Here is an 18,135-nt window from a genome sequence, read left to right on the forward strand (position 1 = left end):
GGCGCATATGCTCCTGCGACTCGAACGTTGCAAGGAGAGCGGCATGAGCAAGTCCTGCTGCCAGACACCCGAACCCGATGACATTGCGCACAACAATCCACGCTGGCGCCGGATACTCTGGATCGCGCTTATCGCGAACGCAGCGATGTTCGTAGTGGAGATTGTCGCTGGGGTCGCAGCGGACTCGCGTGCACTTCAAGCTGACGCGCTCGACTTCTTCAGCGACGCGGCCAACTATGCGATCAGCCTTGGAGTTGCGGGCCTCGCGCTCTCGTGGCGCGCTAAGGTCGCGCTGATGAAGGCCGACCATGCTCGCTTTCGGCGTGTGGGTGATCGGCTATGCAATCTACGGTTTTGTCGCTGAATCGAACCCAGAGCCCCAGACCATGGGCGTGATCGGCACGCTGGCGCTGGTGGTCAACGTATTCGTCGCGCTGTTGCTGTTCCGTTACCGCGAAGGCGATTCCAACATGCGATCCGTCTGGATCTGCTCGCGCAATGACGCGATCGGCAACATTGCGGTCCTGGGCGCGGCGTTAGGGGTGTTCGGCACAGGACAGGCTTGGCCCGATTTACTTGTAGCGGCGATCATGGCGGGGCTGGCGATCTGGGGCAGCGCCGAAGTCTTCGGCCAGGCACGCCGGGAGCTGTCCCATGGATAGCAATACCATTCCCAGCAGGGATGCATTTCTCACAGAAGAATACAGACGCGCAGCGAAAGCTTCGGAAGAGCAGAATTTCGACGAAGCCCGGCACCATCTCGAACGGGCCCACGTAGTTGCTCAGGACCGCTTGGAACCGCACTGCGTCTCGCATTGGCGTATGCTGGAGCTTGCGTGGAGAACGCGTGATTGGCGCGAAGTTCACGGTCAGATATTCCGACTTTCCCTTGCCCCCATAGGCAACATCACCGGCAGACTTCAAATAGGAAACAGTGGTCGTTCGAATGTAAGCGCATTCGCTCGGATGGAAATAGAACCGGAGATCAGTCGTATGCTGGGTCAATCGCCAGCTCAAGATGTTCGTGGCTCGAAGTAGATCGATGGTTTTGTTATAAAATCACATTCCGTCTCGCGAGATAGTTCTTTCGCAGCCACGCCGCCAATGCTACCGGACACACTATGACCCGGCTTTTCGCCCACTCCCTCTTGCTTCAGCTGATCACGCTGTGCACTGCATTCGGTGTCCTGTTGGCTCCGGTGGCGGAAGCGTCCGAATGCGCGGGAGAGCCTCCGGTAGCATCCCAACTCGAGCAGCACGACGAGCCCGGCGATGATGACCGTGGTCCGGAGAAGCACGGCGCCTGTGCGCATGGCCATTGCCATCATGCTTCGCAGGCTGTCGGGCGGTCGTCTGACGCCTTTGTCTTGGGCTCGGTCATGAGTGCCCTGCGCGCTGGCGATCAGCCCTCTTTTGCGTCCAATCTGACCGAACTGGCAACGCCCCCTCCTCGCGGCTGACGTTCGCCGCGCGTCGGACCTGTTTTCCGACGCTAACTGAACGTCACCAGAGGAATACCCATCAATGTTCGCCATATCGTGGCGAGCAGCCCCCGTCTGGGGGCTGATACTCGCCCTGTCCCCGGGGCCTGCCAGCGCGCAGGACCCGCGTGTCGTCACGCTCGACGACGCCCTCGAACTCAGCGGGGTCGCCGCTGAGGCCGACACCGCCATCACCAACCCCCGCCTCGTGGGGCCCCGCGCTGAAACCGACGCGGCGGTCGCGCTTATCGATCAGGCTCGTCTGAGCCCGAACCCCGAAATCTCGTTCGACGTCGAGAACGTCGCCGGCAGCGGCGCATTCTCGGGTCTCCAGTCTACCGAATATACGCTCTCCGTCGGCCAGCGTCTCGAACTCGGCGGCAAGCGATCCGCGCGGATCGGTGCGGCCGAAGCCCAGGCCGAACTGGCATCTCTCAGGGCCGACCTTACCACGGTCGAACTGGGACAGCTGGTGCGCGAGCGATATCTCGCAGCTGCTGCAGCTGCTGCGCGGGTCGAACTTGCCGAAGATGTCGTGGCGCGCAACGAGGAACTGGCTCGCATTGCTGGTGTCCTGGTCGAGGTCGGCCGAGAGCCGCCTCTGCGCGCATTGAGGGCGGATGCGGCTCTTGCCGAAGCGCGCGCGCATCTGGTCGAGGCAGAGGCGGAGAGCCTGTCGGCTCGAACAGCGCTCGCGGCTCTATGGGCCGGCGGTGAAGCGCCGCTCGTTCCGGCGGAATTTCCGGATCTCCCTCCGCCCGCTTCGCTTATGTCCGAGGCGCAGGAAAACCTCACCTACAGGGTCGCGCGAGCCGAGAGCAAGGTTGCGGCAGCGGAGATCGAGCGACAGCGGAGCCTGCGGATTCCCGATCCGACGGTCTCTGCGGGCGTGCGGCGCTTCGGGGAAAGCGGCGACAATGCCTTCCTAGTCGGCGTATCGATCCCCCTTCCTTTTCGCGACCGGAACCAGGGCAACATCGCCGCTGCCGAGGCTCGGTTGCGGGCAGCGAATGCCCGTGAAGCGGTGGCTCTCGCGGATTACGAGCAGGCGGTCGCCACGGCCCGGGCAAGGTATCTTGGTGCCGAAGCGCGCGTCGAGACCCTTTCGCAGACATCGCTGCCGCAGGCAGAGGAGGCGCTGCGCCTCGTTCGCATCGGATATCGCAACGGACGTTTTCCCCTGATCGAAGTTCTCGCAGCCGCAGAGGCACGCGACACGATCCGCGAGGCGCTCATCGCCGCCCGCGAGCAGAGGGGCCTGGCCGCAGCCGAACTGATCGGGCTGGCCGCACAATGAAGGATACATCAATGACACGCAGAAAGCTGGCGATCCTCGTCGGTATCGTCATCGCGGTTGGCGCTATGGCGCTGATATTCTGGCCAACCTCCGAGGTCGACGACCATGCACGTGAGGATGACCATGCGCAGGAAGAAGCTGCGACCGAGACACCTGAAGGGGTGATCACGCTTAGCGAAGAGCAAATTGGCGAGGCTGGGATACAGCTGGCCGCCGTTCGGTCTGGCGCCGCTGTCGAACTCGTCTTCCCGGCGACTGTCGCGGCGAGCCCCACAGCCTCAGCTCGTATCGATGCCCGGGCCTCGGGGGTCGTCCGCTCCGTCGGCAAGACGCTGGGAGACTACGTTGCGCGCGGCGAGACCGTCGCCCGCATCGAGAGTGCGGATGCCGCCGCGCTCGCCGCGCAACTCAGCGCGGCACGGGCCCGGGTGACCGAGCTGTCTGCCGCCTACGAACGCGAGCGGCGTCTGTTCGAGGAAAATGTCACGGCCCGCCAGGATCTGGAAGCCGCGCGGGCGAACCTCAGCGTAGCACGTTCGGAACTTCAGCGGGCGCAGGCCGCGGTAGCGGCAGCTGGCGTCAGCGGCGACGGGCGTTCGCTGGCGGTCACCTCTCCCTTGGCTGGCAGGATCACCGCGGCACCGATTGTGCTCGGGGCCTTCGTCGATGCCGGCGAGGAACTCTACCGCGTGGTCGATCCCAATGGCCTCCAGATCGAGGTGGCGCTGCCTTCAGCCGAAGCCTCTCGTATCCAACCTGGTGACGAGGCCGTGCTGGTGGTCGGCGACGGTAGGGAAATCGGCGCCCGGGTTCGTTCGGTGACGCCGTCGCTCGATCCGGAGAGCCGCAGTGCGACCGCGGTCCTGTCGTTATCGCGCGGCGTTCCGGGGCTTCAGCCGGGTGCCTTCCTTCAGGCGCGCATCAGGCCTTCGGGCGAGATCGACCGCGACCGCATCGCGGTGCCGGAGGACGCTATCCAGGTTGTCGAAGGACGAGACGTGGTCTTCGTCCGGACGAAGACCGGCTTCCAGGCCCGCGACGTGGAGCTCGGGACACGATCCGCTGGTCAAGTGACGATCCTCTCCGGACTTCAGGAGGGATGGCGGATCGCTGTCGCCAACGCCTTCCTGCTCAAGGCCGAACTCGGGAAGGAGGGCGCGACTCATGGTCACTGAGACTCGGACCGAGCCCGCCATGGAAACCCATGCAGATACGGGCAGCCATCGCCACGGTTTGATCGGAGCCATCCTCGACATCGCCGTGCGGTTCCGCTGGGCGGTCATCGTCCTCACCGTTTTCGCAGCCATCTACGGCGCCATGAACCTCTTGCGCCTTCCGATCGATGCGGTGCCGGACATCACCAACACGCAGGTGCAGATCAACACGAGCGCGCCTGCCCTCTCTCCCTCACAGGTGGAGACGCAGGTGACCTTCCCCATCGAGACCGGGCTTGCCGGGATCGAAGGGCTGGAGATGACCCGCTCGATCTCGCGTAACGGCTTCAGCCAGGTCACTGCGATCTTCGAAGAAGGCACCGACATCTACTTTGCGCGCAGCCAAGTGAACGAACGGCTAGCCCCGATCGGTGCGTCGCTGCCGGAGGGAGCGGAGCCCACCATGGGACCGATCTCGACCGGCCTGGGCGAAGTGCTCATGTATACGATCGAATACGAGTATCCGGGAGGTCGCGATGCGCCCAAGGGTGGTCGAACAGGCTGGCAGTCGGACGGGAGCTTCATCACCGAACGCGGTGATCGCCTCGACACCGAGGTCGCCAAGGCAGCCTATCTTCGCACAGTGCAGGACTGGGTCGTGGCTCCGCTCATGCGTTCTATTGACGGCGTTGCCGGGGTGGATTCGATCGGCGGCTATGAGAAACAGTTCCTCGTCCAGCCCGATCCTGCCCGTCTCACCGGCTACGGCCTGTCGTTCGACTCCCTGATCGAGGCCTTGGAAGCGGCGAACCTCACTGAGGGCGCCAACTTTGTCGATCGTGCCGGAGAGGCTCTGCTCGTCCGCGTCGATGCGCGACTTGGGGGCACACAGGACATCGAACAGGCAGTGGTCGCGACCCGCGAGGGCGTTCCGATCCGGATCGGGGATGTCGCCTCGGTTCGCATCGGCGGCGACCTCAGAACCGGTGCTGCCTCGCTCAATGGAGAAGAAGCGGTCGTGGGCACGGTCCTCATGCGCAGCGGCGAGAACAGCCGCACCGTGGCTGCCGCCTCGGCCGAGCGACTGGAAGAAGTCCGCGCCTCGCTCCCTGCCGGAGTGGTCGCCGAGATCGTCTACAACCGCTCGTCGCTCGTCGATGCGACCATCGCCACGGTCGAGAAGAATCTCGTCGAGGGCGCGCTTCTAGTGATCGCCGTCCTGTTCCTGATGCTCGGCAATATCCGTGCTGCGATCATCGCCGCATTGGTCATTCCGATATCCATGCTGATGGCCGCCGTCGGAATGAACAGGCTTGGTGTCTCGGGCAACCTGATGAGCCTCGGGGCACTGGACTTCGGGCTTATCGTCGATGGCGCCGTTATCATCGTCGAGAACAGCGTCGCGCGGCTCGCCGCCAGACAGCACCGCGAAGGCAGATTGCTCAGCCTCGGCGAACGGCTGACGGAGACACGGCTGGCTGCGCAGGAGATGATCAAGCCGACCGTCTACGGTCAGGCGATCATTTTGCTAGTCTATGCGCCGCTGCTCACCTTCACGGGGGTCGAGGGCAAGACGTTCTCGCCCATGGCCATCACGGTCATGTTGGCACTCGCCTCCGCCTTCGTGCTGTCCCTGACTTTCGTGCCGGCGATGATCGCGGTGCTCCTCAATCGCAAGCTGACCGAGAAGGAGGTCAAGCCCGTTCGGATGGCGAAGGAACGCTATGGCCCGGCAGTGCGCCGCGCCATCGCACGTCCCTGGCCGGTGATCGGTGCGGGCGTCGGGCTCTTCGCCGTAGCGGCTTTCGTGTTCACCTTCCTCGGCAGCGAGTTCACACCGCAGCTGGATGAGCGCGACATCGCGGTTCAGTCGCTGCGGATACCGTCGACCTCGCTCGAACGATCACTCGCCATGCAGAGACAGGTGGAGGACAGGCTCGAGACCTTCCCGCAAGTCGAGCTGGTTTTCTCGCGCACCGGCACGGCCGAGGTCGCGAGCGATCCGATGCCGCCGAACGCGTCCGACGCCTACGTGATCTTGAAGCCGCGCGAAGAGTGGCCCGATCCCGACCTGTCGAAGGATGAACTCGTCGCCGAGATGGAGGAATCGCTCAGCGGTCTGGTCGGTAACCTCTACGAGTTCAGCCAACCCATCGAACTGCGCTTCAACGAGCTGATCGCGGGTGTTCGCGGCGACGTGGCGGTCAAGCTCTACGGAGACGACCTTACCGCGCTAACCCGGTCAGCCGGAGAAGTGGCCGAGGTGCTGCGCGGCGTCGAGGGTGCTGCCGACGTCAAGGCCCAGCAGGTCACTGGCTTTCCTACGCTGGACATCGCCTTCGATCGCCCGACGATCGCCCGATACGGTCTGACCGTGGAGGAGGTCGCACAATCAGTGGCTATCGCGCTGGGGGGTCGTCCGGCGGGACTGGTATTCGAGGGTGACCGCCGGTTCGATGTCGTCGTGCGGCTTGCCGATGCGACCCGGGACGATTTCGATCAGCTCGGCGCTCTGCCCATAGTCCTCGAAAGCGGGGTCACCGTCCCGCTTCGCACGCTGGCGGATTTCAAGGTGGTCGATGGCCTCGCCGAGGTTCGGCGTGAGCAGGGTCGCCGACTGGTGATCGTGTCGGCGAACGTGCGCGAACGCGATCTCGGGTCGTTCGTGGAGGAGGCCCGCGCAGGCGTCTCCGAAAGCGTCGAATTGCCGGCCGCCTCCTTCATCGAATGGGGAGGGCAATACCAGAACCTCCAAGCCGCGCAGGCAAGGCTCGCACTCGTCGTTCCGGTCTGCTTCGCGCTGGTGTTGCTGCTCCTGTTCATGGCGCTCGGCGGGTGGGTTCCGGCTCTCGCGGTTTTCAGCGCGATCCCGATGGCACTGGCAGGCGGGGTCTTCGCGCTTGCCTTACGGGGGATGCCGTTCTCGGTGTCCGCTGCCGTGGGGTTCATCGCCCTATCGGGTGTCGCGGTATTGAACGGGCTCGTGATGATGACCGCGATACGCCAGCGGCTCGACAAGGGAATGCCTCTCGATGAGGCGATCTGCGATGGTGCACTGGCGAGACTGCGACCGGTGTTGATGACGGCGCTGGTCGCCTCGCTCGGCTTCGTGCCGATGGCCCTGGCGACCGGAACTGGCGCGGAGGTCCAGCGTCCGCTGGCCACTGTCGTGATCGGTGGATTGATCACCGCGACTGCGCTCACGCTCTTCGTCCTGCCAGCGATCGCGCGGCTCGTGCTCAATCGATCGGACGATGAGCGCAGCTGGCGCGAGAAGTGGTGGGATCGCCTGCGTCGAAACGTGACCAGCGACGAGCAGCGCGAACTGACGGACATCGCATGACCAATTTGGAAAGGAGAATACCATGCTGGCAATTAAGGAAGAGAAAGGTCTGCTCTGGATACGCGCCTCGGGGAAATTAGAGGACGAGGACTACAACCGCTTCGTCCCTCAATTCGAGGAAATCGCCGAACGGGAGCCCGGCACCGTGGCGATGGTGATCGAACTCGCGCCGGATTTCTCCGGATGGGATCTCGGTGGCCTTTGGCGCGACCTCAAGTTCGACGTCCGGCACAAGGACAGCTTTGGTCGCATTTCCATCGTCGGCGATAACCAATGGGAAGAATGGGGCACCGAGGTTTTCGATCCGCTCTTCCGTGCTGAAATGGAATTTTTCCACCCTACCGAACGCCAAGCTGCCGAAGTCTGGGCGCGATCCGATGAGAGCATGTCATGAGCGGCAACCACGATATCGATATCGGCTCGGTTGAGAAACGCCGAACACTTTGGATCGTCCTCTGGCTGAATGTCGCCATCGCGATAGGTTTTTTCGTCGTGGGCTACTTCGCGGATTCGAACGCGTTGCTGGCCAACGGTCTCGACAATTCTTCCGATGCGATCGTCTATGCCCTGAGCCTTCTCGCGTTGACCCGTTCGCGTGTCTGGCAGCGGGGCGCCGCACGCTTCTCCGGCATCATGCTGCTGATCTTCGCCGCGGGGGTCATCGCCGATGCGGTCCGCCGTTACCTGGAAGGCTCGGAGCCAGGTGGATTTATGATGCTCGCGATGGCGGCGGTCGCAGCCGTGGTAAATCTGATCTGCCTGCGGATGCTCCAGCGGACAGAGGACAAGGACGTCAGCATGCGCGCAGCGACGACCTTCAGCTTCAACGATTTTATTGCCAATGGCGGGATCATCATCGCGGGCATCGTCGTGATGCTCACCGGCGCCAATTGGCCCGACCTGGTGGTAGGCGTCGCTGTGGCATGCATTGCCCTTTATGGCGGCATCCAGATCCTACGCGATGCTCACATGGACATCCATGACGAGGAGGGGACCCAGCACGAGAGAGGCGATCAGTTTAGGCGATGAGCGACGATCACGATCATGGCGGCGGACACGTTGGTCACGGGCATGCCGGCCATAGCCACGGCGAGGAGAACCTGAGCGATCGCCAACTGATTTTCGCTGTGGCGATCAACGTGCTCCTGACGGTGGCGCAGATTGTCGGCGGTATCGTTTCGGGTTCGCTCGCCCTTATCGCCGACGCGCTGCACAATTTCAGCGATGCGGCGTCGCTGGGTCTCGCCTGGTTCGCTCGCCGTATTGGACGGCGTCCTGCCGACAAACTGATGACCTTCGGCTACGCACAGGGAGAGGTCGTCGCTGCCCTCATCAACCTGACGACGCTGCTTATCATCGGGTTCTATCTACTCGTTGAGGCGATCAACCGCTTCGCCGATCCGCAACCCATCGAAGGATGGACGGTGATCGCCGTAGCGGGCGTGGCATTGGTGATCGATCTGGTGACCGCTTTCATCACCCACCGCGGCGCCAAGGACAGCATCAACATGAAGGCGGCGTTCCTGCACAATGTGTCCGATGCCATGGCCTCTGTCGGGGTGATCGTCGCCGGGGTCCTGATCCTGCTATACGATCTCTACGTGGCCGATCTGGTCATCACCGTCATCATCGCCGCCTATGTGATCTGGCAGGGGGTGTCGCTGATGCCGCGCACGGTTCGCCTGCTTATGGGCGCGGTGCCAGATGACGTCGAGCTGCAAGAAATCATGGACGAACTCGAGGCGATCGAAGGGGTCGAGAGCATCCATCATCTGCATGTCTGGAATTTGGGAGAGCACCGCCGCGCCCTCGAGGTCCACATCGTGCCATCCCGCCCGTCACTCGAGCGGTTCGAAGAACTGAAGCGAACCGTGCGGCAGCGCGTCTCCTCCCGGTTCGGCATTAAGCATGCAACGCTGGAAGCTTGCCTAGCAGCGGACTGCGACGAAGGGTTGATAGCCCGAACCGGGCATTCTGGAAGTTTCTGAGGAAGGCGACGGGGCGCTCGAGTTTGTAGGACGGGACGTTCCGCGCAAAAAGGGAAAGCTGCCGGCGAGAACTAAATTCCAGGCGTTTGGCATCGCGTAATGCTAGGCATTTCGTGTCCGCAATCTGCAGTCATGAGCCGAAGAGCGGACAGACAGCTGTCGGCCCAATTTTAGCAGGTCGGCAATGCGCCCTATATTTGGTCGTTCGAGTTTGCTCAAATTTTTCTAAAAAGCTGCCGTTCATTTGGATCGATCGTGCGCACGGGTTCGCAGAGGACACGAGGGGCAAGGTGGAAGCGATGCACTGGTATAGGGTCAAGAGCCTTGCTGGGACCGCCTCGGAACTGCACGCGCGCCACATGAGGACCGAGAGGGCCGGCAAGAGGCATACCTCCTCTGTCGCTAACCTCGTCAGTCGGTTTGCAAAGGATAAAAGGTCTCTGCGCGGATCATTTCTGCCCTGCTTTCTTGCCTGAGATGATTACCACACCCTTGCTGGGCTTAAAGGATCGAGCGGGCATCCCTTCAAAAGCAATATGCCCTTCTCTATTTGCAGCGACTAGCTGATCCTTAAACTCCGGCTCAGTGATCGAGTAGCGTTCAAGCGCAGCCTGCATCAAAAGGTGATAGTCGACGGGGCGGGTAGCGACAGCGTGCTGCAGCCAAACTGGCACGTGCTCGTGGTCTTGTAGGCGGGGATCACTTCCGACAGCTTCCGAGGGCGGCCCTAGAACATCTAGGAAGGTCCCCTGTCCGGTTTTCTCCTGCAGTGCGGCATCGCGCGCCTGAACGCGGATGCTCCCTTCTGCGGACAGCACCTTCTTCTCCACGCTACGGAACGCTGTCAGACCCTTCTCGTGCCGGGTGCCATAGACGAGATGGAAATGGGTTTTCTCTGCGAGGGGGTGCCGAACCCGCGCGCTTGCAACGTGTTGATAGCCACCGACGCTCTTCAGCTGGGCCTTGAAGACCTCTAGCACTGCGGTCTCCTTGGGAACTCCTTGCTCAATCAGTGAGGCATACTTTGGTCGCCACTCCGGGCCACCTAAAGCACGGTCCTGAGAGCCGCGAATTTCGGGCCGCTTGTCGTCAATGAACCGACGGAAATGCTCATACATGAAATTCACCAGAACCTCTCCCGGTCGGTGGGAAAGAAGCGGCGATAGATTCCGGAGGTCGTAATTCCAACCAGTCGGGTCGAGGAAGAAAAGCGCGAAGGAGTGGCCAACCTCCTTCAGAATACGGGGTATGTGATCCTCAAGCTTGCCGTGCAGGGGAGTAATTGGCACGTCCGCCTCTGACACCGATGCAGCCGACAGCCGGTCGAATGCGGCCCGCCGCTTTTCCACGAACACGCACCGCACTTCTCTGGAGCGCGCGTTGTCGGCCCATGCCTGTCGAGCCGCGCGTAGCTGGGCCAATGAGATGCCAAATGAAGTGTCGCTAAGGTCGTCTCTTGCGTTTTGCCAAGGGCCTGAAAACCCGTCGACAAAAACGAACTCCGGGTATTTGGACAAAATAATCATTGCGGCCCGCTCAAGGTATGCCCGCAACACTTCATGCTTGACGAATGACTGTGCGCGACGTCGATAAGCAGACGGAAGCATCACAGGCCCCGCCATCAGTCAGCCTTTTCCATCGCTGCCTTAAGTTGTTGGGGGAAGTCGTTCCACTCCCGCCCATCGAGTTCTCTGCCGCCGTCCTTAGGTCGGAACCCGCCCCATTGCTTGAAGAAGAAGGCAACGTCCTGTCCGATACACTGGTCGCGCACTTCACGCACCCAACGGGGATCGACAGGCCGTGCTCGTGGGCCGCTTTCTCCTCCAACAATTACCCAATCGATATTGAAGAGGTCCAACTCTCCTACGGCTCCAACCAGCGGCTCGATCGAGAGAAACCTTGCTCCTGCGGGAGCGCTTTGGAGGTGCGAAACGCGGCTTTTTGCTTGAGCATCCTCAACCGACACGCCGCACCAAATGTGTTGTGGACAGGGCCGCTCACTGTACCGCTGCTGGAGGTACTTCGACATGAGGGAGCTTCGCTTTGTGAGGAGCTGATAAACGTGCCAGTCGGCCCGCTCCATCGTATCGAAGACCCTATCGACGTACTCAAACGGAACTGACTTGTGCCACAGGTCTGACATCGAGTTCACGAAGATCATCCGAGGACGACGCCAGCCAAGCGGCTGCTCCAACCGTGCAGGACGTAATGCCAGATCAAAGCCGTTCTCGAATGGGTGTCCCGGAACTCCTCTGAACCTCTCTGAGAATCTCTCAGCGTAGCAGTTGTCACAGCCTCGGCTTATCTTGGTACATCCTGTAACAGGATTCCAAGTTGCGTCGGTCCACTCGATTGCGCTGTTGTCAGACATGATCCGCCACTGAGAACATTAATAGAACACTAGTTGCTAGGTAGTTCAAAGGCAAGACTGCGCTGCGGCTGTGCAACTTTCTCGCCTCGTGTTCGACCATGAGTTCGCTTTCAAATTCGGCAACCTCAAAGGGGGATCTTGGGATCCTGCAAGTTTTGACCGCGCTTGAAACGTTGCGCGATCGGGAAAGAAGCGCGGTCGCTGGGTTGTGACGAATACCTGGTCGCAAGCTCCTGCGAGATCTCATATTGGTATGGCGGAAAGATGCGATACTCTTCCTGCGCTCGTTCGTCGCCCAGGAATTCGAGCCAGGGTTCACAATCGTCACCGGCTTGAAAAATCCGGATCTTCCCTCCCGGCACCACACCGAATGAACGCATCGCCGTGTTTATACCGCCGTCGGACATTGTCGCAACATTCAGCGTCGATTAGCGCCGCGCACCAAATCCCAGTCTGACCCGACCGCTCGGCCTCTTTGCGCTTCAAGTTGATTACGACCGGCGCCCCAACCCAGATATGCTGGACGGCGATTGTATCCTGCTGCTGACCTAATTAGTGAAGCCGGGAAGCTCCAACTGCTCGCCGAAGCCGGAGAATTGGGTCGGCATCTCATCCCCGAGCAGAGCATCTGCTAGCTGTCGTGGCCCACCAAAAGTGCTGAGGACATCGTTCGGATAGATCGCCTGCTCGATTGCCACGATACGGTGGAACGACTCCTCGTTCAGCTCCCGTTCGATGAATGCGCGCAGCGCCGAACCGGGACGGAAGTGCCAAAGGAGGATGCGCCGGCTAGCCCGCAGAAGATTGCCGTCGATCGAAGGGTTGGGCAGCAAATTGACGTCGATCGAGCGTTTGGCCAGCCGTTTGAGATAATCCGGTAGGGCATGGACCTTACGCTTTTGCACCTCGTAGCAGATCGCGTCACAATCGAAGAAAGTGGTAAAGACAAGATCTGCTAACGTGTCTGTGCGCACCAGTCCTACGGATGAAGCCCAGGTGTTTGGCAGGGACCAGAAATCTATCTTCCAGTGCGGTTGGACCGAAGCGAAGCCGCCGAAACGGTTTGGCGTAGCATTCAACTCCGCGGCCAACGCGGCGACGCGCGCCGGCTCGGCATCAATCACTAGGTCAATATCGGATCGGAAGCCTACCTTTCCTTTGCGTGCGATATCGCGCACCAAGCCGCCGATGATTGCTACCGGCCCCAGCGGCTCGAATTTGGTCGCCAAGATCTCGCGTAGGCGCTGGATCGGCATCCCATCCTCGCGCCACAGATAGTCGTCGATGCGGCGCTTGAGCTTCGGCAGTGTTTCCGCCGGTGTCACCTTATTGCATGCCTTTCAGCTCGTCCCAGAGTTTGATCGTGAAAGTGTCCGTCATGCCCGAGAGCATATCCGTCAGCAGGCGCAGCTCGCGGTAACGAACCGACGCAGCGATCCCGTCGGCGTTGGCAGCGCGGGATGCGTCCTCAAGGTAATTCTGGCTGATCAGCGCGAAGACATATTTGTTCTTCGCACCGGACCGGCGGGCCAAGATGTCGCCGAAATTTTCCGGTGGACGGTCGTGGATCGCCTCCCAGAAGGCGGTCAGAAGACCGTCAATCGCTTCTGCTCCGCGCGCCTCCATCCGCAACACGCTGGGATTGCCGAAGGCGTGCTCCCGGGCGAGCGACTTTAGTTTTTCGCACAGGGTGCTGTCGTCCATCAGCGGGGTACGATGTGAGAAGGCTGTGATCGCTGCTCCTGCGGCAACAAAGCCGTCGCTGGCATGTTCGATCAGCGCTTCTATGAAATAGGCTCGCAGAAATCCGATCTTGATGTCGCGGGCGAGTTCCGGACGCCTGCCAGCGGACTCAACCTCTTCGAACTTGGATTGCGCCTTTGCCACCGCGGTGTGCGCGGAAGTGGTTGAGTCAGCTTGTAGGCTCGCGAGCACATCATCCGGTGAGATGACGCCTTTCTTCATGGCGTCGTCGACGTCGAGGACCGAGTAGGCGATGTCGTCGCAAGCCTCCATGATCCAGGTGAGCGGGTGGCGCTGCCCTTCGCCCAACCCGATTTCTTTGCGGAGTCCACCCACAAGCGCGCGTTCCGCTTCGAAATACCCATACTTTTTTGCAATGGGGTTCTTTTTGTCGCGGTTTGCAGCACCGACGGGATACTTGATCACTGCGGCCAGCGTTGCCGAGGTTAGGTCGAGGCCCAGATGAGCGATGTTCGTCTGGAGCTTGGTAATAAGCCGGAGCGTCTGCGGGTTGCCGTCGAACTTTAGGAACTCGGCATGGAGATCATCGGGGATGGCGGTCGGCAACCCGCGCGCGCCCTCATCATGGTTCGTGAATATCCAGTCCTTACGAAGCTCGAACCAGCGGCCGATTGCGGTCTCCCCCTGATGTCCGAACGGCGGATTGCCTAGATCATGTGCAAGACCGATCGCGGACAGCATCGGCTGGATCACTTGATGAAGGTCGGCCCCGGAGAACAGTTCCACATTCGCTGTGTGGATTCGGGTGCCGATCGAGCGCGCAAGGTTGGCCACTTCGTGCGAGTGGGTGAGCCGGGTGCGCACGCCGTCATTGTCATCCATCGGCCAGACCTGAGTTTTATCCGACAGTCGGCGAACGGGCGTCGAGAACAGCAACCGGTCATAGTCCTGCTGGAACCGCGATCGAGCCGGGTCGGTTGTGACGTCCGGCGGGTTCTCGGTCAGCTCACTCACCCTTCGATTAGACCAAATCGTCGCCATCTGAATCCACCATCATCTTGTTAGCCGGGACCGGTTAAGGCCGCAGGTTTGCGCTTCCAAATGCGCATTGCATCTCGACCAGATCTACGTCGAATGGAGCCTAATGGGAACAGCGTGCTTGACGTTCGGCGAGAGCTAATTTCGCTTTAGGGATGCCGGGCCCTTACAAGCAGGCCGTCCCTCAGCGGCCATAATCTGTTGGGTGATTGAGCATCTCGTTTACACCCAGAGCGTCGGCCGCCAATGTCCGCTTGCGGCACATATCGCTCCAAAGCTGCACGGCTGCTTTCGGCCCAGTCACCGCCATCCAAATTCTAGCGTGGCCGTCGACGCCAACGTAAAGCGCGACGATGCTTGGTATCGCACTGGTATCGCAAATTTGACGATTTATGCTTTTTAGGGCGCTTTTTCCCGACGCGAGAGTACGGTTTTCTGCCAAAAATCGCTAATCTCATGCAATCGCACTGCAGAGGTCGGGAGTTCGAGCCTCCCTAGCTCCACCATCGGCGGCATCATCCGACAGCGTCAGAGCAGCTCGCCGATCGGCGGTTGGCCGTTGCTCGCCGAGCAGCCGCCATCGACCGGGAGCTGCACGCCGTTGACGAACGCGGCATCCTCGCTCGCGAGGAAGGCGACGGGCCCCGCCACGTCCTCGGGAACGCCGGTCCGGCCCAGCGGGATGCGCGTCTTGAATGCGCTGATCAGCTTGTCGTTGTCGAACATGTCCTCGGACAGATCGGTGCGGATGAGACTCGGGTTGACCGCATTGACACGGATGCCGTGCCGCCCCCAGTCGAGCGCCAGCGCGCGGGTCAGGTTGGTGACCGCGCCCTTGGACGTATCGTAGATCGCCAGGCCCCAGTCGCCGCCGATCCCCGACACCGAGCTCGTGTTGACGATGCAGCCCTTCACCTTCTTGAGGTGCGGAAAGGCGGCGCGGCACATGTGGATGACGCCTGTGACGTTGACCGCGAGCACGCCGTCGATGTCGTCCTGGCTCATCTCCTCCAGCGGTCCCATCGCGGCGATACCGGCATTGTTGTGCAGGATATGAAGCCCGCCGAACCGCTCGACCGTGTCGGCGACGATGCGTTCGCACGCATCGGGATCGGACACGTCGCCGCAGGCGATCAGCGTCCGGTCTTCGGGAAAATCGCCTTTCACCTCGTCGAGTTCGGACGGGTCGTTCGAATTGAGAACGACGTTCGCGCCCTCCTCGCTGAACCGTTTCGCGCAGCCTAGCCCGATGCCGCTCGAGGAACCGGTGACGATGACGGTCTTGTCGGTGAAACGCTGCATGATCTTCTCCCTTGGTTCAGGGGAAGAACGGCGGGGCGGCGGCCCGCGATCCGTCGCTTAGTCCCGGCCAGAGCGCCGATCAGCGGAACAGGAGGACGGAGATCGGCAGCGCGCGAAGCATCGCGGTCGTGGTCGATCCGACGATCATGGTGCGCAACGGGCTGTGTCCGTAGGCGCCCATCAGCAGCATGTCGGCCTCCACGCGCCGCGCTTCGGCGGTCAGCGCGCCTTCGACGTCGCCGGGCAGGCTCTCGCAGCCGAGAAGGCGATCGCCGACCGTTTCGCAGGCCCATTCGAGCGAACTGTCCTCGCCGACCTGGACGACGTGGATTTTCGCCCCCTCGAACAACGGCGAGGTCGCCGCCATCGCGATCGCCTTGCGCGACGTGGCACCGCCGTCGAACGCGACCATCACGGTCTCGACCGGCGCGAAGGACCGGCTGGCGACCAGCACCGGGCGATCGGACTGGCGCACCACCCGCTCGACCTTGCTTCCCAGATGCCCCTTGGCGAAATCCGCATGGGCGCCGCGCTTGCCGATCACGACCATGTCGGCGTCCGCCTCGCGCTCGACGATCGTCTCGACGATATCGCCGTGGCGCATGAGCTTCGCGACATCGGCGATCCCCGCCTCGGCGAGCCTGGCGGCGGCATTGGCGAGGAGGGCGTCGCCCTGTTCGCGGGCGAGCCGCGCCTCGGTTTCCTCGATCCCGACCAGCTCTTCCATCAAGTCCGAGCGTGCACCGAGGCCCAGCGCCCCCGACAGATCCTTGCGCCGCGTCACGGCATCGCGCCGCTGGATGACGTGGAGCAGTTCGACCCTGCCGCCCAGCGCCGAGGCGACCCATGCGGCATGGTCGGCGACGCTGGTCGCATAAGGCGACAGATCGAGGGCGGCGAGAAGGTTCATGGCGGCTGTCCTTAGCGGGGGGCGGCGGTGACTGCATCCTGATCGTCGCGGGTCGAGAAGCCGCGTACCATCGTGGCGCTGGCCTCGTTCATGCCGATGATCTCGACTGCGGTCCCTTCGCGGCGGAACTTGGCGACGGTCTTGTCCAGCGCGCCGACCGCGCTGATGTCCCAGAAATGCGCCCGGGTGACGTCGATCACGACGCGGTCCAGCACTTCCTTGTAATCGAACGCCGCGACGAAGCTATCCGCGCTGGCGAAGAAGACCTCGCCCAGCACGTCGTAGGTGCGGGTGCGTCCATCGTCGCTCAGGCGGCTTTCCATCCGCGACAGGCTCGTCACCTTGTGCGCGAAGAAGATGCCCGACAGCAGCACCCCGACCAGCACGCCCTGCGCCAGATCGTGGGTCGCCACCGTGGTGACGACGGTGGCCAGCATCACCACGCTCGAATGCCACGGGTGCGTGGCGATGTTGCGGATGGAGGACCAGCTGAACGTCCCGATCGACACCATGATCATCACCGCGACCAGCGCGGGCATCGGGATGTCGGCGACCAGCGGACCGAGCAGCATCATCAGCGCGAGGAGCGTGACGCCCGCCGTCATCGTGGACAGGCGCGAGGTGCCGCCCGACTTCACGTTGATGACCGACTGGCCGATCATCGCGCACCCGCCCATGCCGCCGAAGAAGCCGGTGACCATGTTGGCGATCCCCTGGCCGCGGCTTTCCTTGGCCTTGTCGCTGTCGGTATCGGTGAGATCGTCGACGATCTGCGCGGTGAGCAGGCTTTCCAGCAGCCCGACCGCGGCCATGGTCAGCGAATAAGGCGCGATGATGCGCAGCGTCTCCAGCGTGAAGGGCACCTGCGGAATGCCGAACGGCGGCAGCGTGTCGGGCAGGTCGCCCATGTCGCTGATCCGGTTGACCGGCAGGTCGAGCGCGAAGGCCAGCATGGTCAGCACGACGATCGCCACCAACGGCGAGGGGATGGCGCGCGTCAGCAGCGGGAAAAGGTAGATGATCCCCAGCCCCGCACCGACCATCCAGTAGGTGTGGATGCTGACATCGACCAGCTGCGGCAGCTGCGCCATGAAGATGAGGATCGCCAGTGCGTTGACGAAACCCGTGATGACGCTGCGCGACACGAACTGCATCAGCCGGTCGAAGCGCAGCAGGCCGCCGACCATCTGGATGACGCCCATCAGGATCGTCGCGGCGAACAGATACTGAAGCCCGTGGTCGCGCACCAGCGGCACCACCAGCACCGCGACGGCGGCCGTGGCTGCGCTGATCATGCCGGGCCGCCCGCCCACCAGCGCGATGATCATCGCGATAATGAAGCTGGCGTAGAGGCCGACCGACGGATCCACCCCGGCGATGATCGAAAATCCGATCGCCTCGGGGATGAGCGCCAGCGCGACGACGATCCCGGCGAGGATGTCGGAACGGGGATTGGCGAACCATTCGCGGCGGAGGCGGGCGGGGTTGATCATGAGGCGGGATCGCGAAACGCGGATCGCGCGTCGCTCGATGGACTTTCGTGAAAA

The 18,135-nt window shown here is 62.1% G+C and carries 15 protein-coding genes and 1 pseudogene; 8 read left to right on the top strand and 8 right to left on the bottom strand.

Annotation, left to right across the window (positions count from 1 at the left end; genetic code table 11):
- Positions 1 to 43 precede the first annotated feature (43 nt).
- The 8 genes and pseudogenes from WJT74_RS01235 to WJT74_RS01270 all read left to right on the top strand — a co-directional run bounded on the left by WJT74_RS01235 (position 44) and on the right by WJT74_RS01270 (position 9,263).
- A pseudogene (locus tag WJT74_RS01235) lies at positions 44 to 662 on the top strand (cation transporter).
- A complete protein-coding gene (locus WJT74_RS01240; RefSeq protein ID WP_343345907.1) occupies positions 655 to 1,038 on the top strand; it encodes a DUF3703 domain-containing protein in 384 nt (127 codons plus the stop codon). The pseudogene WJT74_RS01235 and the gene WJT74_RS01240 overlap by 8 nt, the downstream one beginning before the upstream one ends.
- 486 nt (positions 1,039 to 1,524) lie before the next feature.
- Entirely contained in the window at positions 1,525 to 2,778 is a 1,254-nt protein-coding gene (locus WJT74_RS01245; protein ID WP_343345910.1) for a TolC family protein, read from the top strand.
- Positions 2,775 to 3,953: an efflux RND transporter periplasmic adaptor subunit gene (locus tag WJT74_RS01250; protein ID WP_343345913.1), complete on the top strand. Its 1,179-nt coding sequence runs from the start codon at positions 2,775 to 2,777 to the stop codon at positions 3,951 to 3,953. The genes WJT74_RS01245 and WJT74_RS01250 overlap by 4 nt, the downstream gene beginning before the upstream one ends.
- Before the next feature lie 58 nt (positions 3,954 to 4,011).
- Positions 4,012 to 7,275: an efflux RND transporter permease subunit gene (locus tag WJT74_RS01255; protein WP_343348231.1), complete on the top strand. Its 3,264-nt coding sequence runs from the start codon at positions 4,012 to 4,014 to the stop codon at positions 7,273 to 7,275.
- A 22-nt stretch (positions 7,276 to 7,297) separates the two neighbouring features.
- On the top strand, positions 7,298 to 7,669 hold the full coding sequence (locus WJT74_RS01260) for an STAS/SEC14 domain-containing protein (RefSeq protein ID WP_343345915.1): 372 nt from the start codon (positions 7,298 to 7,300) through the stop codon (positions 7,667 to 7,669).
- The gene (locus WJT74_RS01265; protein WP_343345917.1) at positions 7,666 to 8,304 is read left to right on the top strand and encodes a cation diffusion facilitator family transporter; all 639 of its coding nucleotides are present in this window, start codon (positions 7,666 to 7,668) and stop codon (positions 8,302 to 8,304) included. Before WJT74_RS01260 ends, WJT74_RS01265 begins: the two co-directional genes overlap by 4 nt.
- Positions 8,301 to 9,263, top strand: a complete 963-nt coding sequence (locus WJT74_RS01270; protein ID WP_343345920.1) for a cation diffusion facilitator family transporter — start codon at positions 8,301 to 8,303, stop codon at positions 9,261 to 9,263. Before WJT74_RS01265 ends, WJT74_RS01270 begins: the two co-directional genes overlap by 4 nt.
- 449 nt (positions 9,264 to 9,712) lie before the next feature.
- Here WJT74_RS01270 and tcmP read toward each other — a convergent pair whose 3' ends face one another.
- From tcmP to WJT74_RS01310, 8 genes are all read right to left on the bottom strand, one after another.
- Entirely contained in the window at positions 9,713 to 10,885 is a 1,173-nt protein-coding gene (gene tcmP, locus WJT74_RS01275; protein WP_343345922.1) for a three-Cys-motif partner protein TcmP, read from the bottom strand.
- Positions 10,885 to 11,634: a DUF5131 family protein gene (locus WJT74_RS01280; protein ID WP_343345924.1), complete on the bottom strand. Its 750-nt coding sequence runs from the start codon at positions 11,632 to 11,634 to the stop codon at positions 10,885 to 10,887. Before WJT74_RS01280 ends, tcmP begins: the two co-directional genes overlap by 1 nt.
- 125 nt (positions 11,635 to 11,759) lie before the next feature.
- Complete coding sequence (locus WJT74_RS01285; RefSeq protein WP_343345926.1) at positions 11,760 to 12,041, bottom strand: hypothetical protein; 282 nt, start codon at positions 12,039 to 12,041, stop codon at positions 11,760 to 11,762.
- Between the two features lie 141 nt (positions 12,042 to 12,182).
- Positions 12,183 to 12,959, bottom strand: a complete 777-nt coding sequence (locus WJT74_RS01290) for a hypothetical protein (protein WP_343345929.1) — start codon at positions 12,957 to 12,959, stop codon at positions 12,183 to 12,185.
- 1 nt (position 12,960) lies between these two features.
- Positions 12,961 to 14,352, bottom strand: a complete 1,392-nt coding sequence (locus WJT74_RS01295; protein WP_343345932.1) for a deoxyguanosinetriphosphate triphosphohydrolase family protein — start codon at positions 14,350 to 14,352, stop codon at positions 12,961 to 12,963.
- A gap of 552 nt (positions 14,353 to 14,904) precedes the next feature.
- Positions 14,905 to 15,678: an SDR family NAD(P)-dependent oxidoreductase gene (locus WJT74_RS01300; protein WP_343345934.1), complete on the bottom strand. Its 774-nt coding sequence runs from the start codon at positions 15,676 to 15,678 to the stop codon at positions 14,905 to 14,907.
- A 79-nt stretch (positions 15,679 to 15,757) separates the two neighbouring features.
- Positions 15,758 to 16,588, bottom strand: a complete 831-nt coding sequence (locus tag WJT74_RS01305) for a universal stress protein (RefSeq protein WP_343345936.1) — start codon at positions 16,586 to 16,588, stop codon at positions 15,758 to 15,760.
- A gap of 11 nt (positions 16,589 to 16,599) precedes the next feature.
- Positions 16,600 to 18,081: a SulP family inorganic anion transporter gene (locus WJT74_RS01310; RefSeq protein ID WP_343345938.1), complete on the bottom strand. Its 1,482-nt coding sequence runs from the start codon at positions 18,079 to 18,081 to the stop codon at positions 16,600 to 16,602.
- Between the last annotated feature and the right edge of the window lie 54 nt (positions 18,082 to 18,135).

Source organism: Sphingomicrobium sp. XHP0239, assembly GCF_039555325.1.
In the GTDB taxonomy this organism is placed as follows: Bacteria; Pseudomonadota; Alphaproteobacteria; order Sphingomonadales; family Sphingomonadaceae; genus Sphingomicrobium; species Sphingomicrobium maritimum.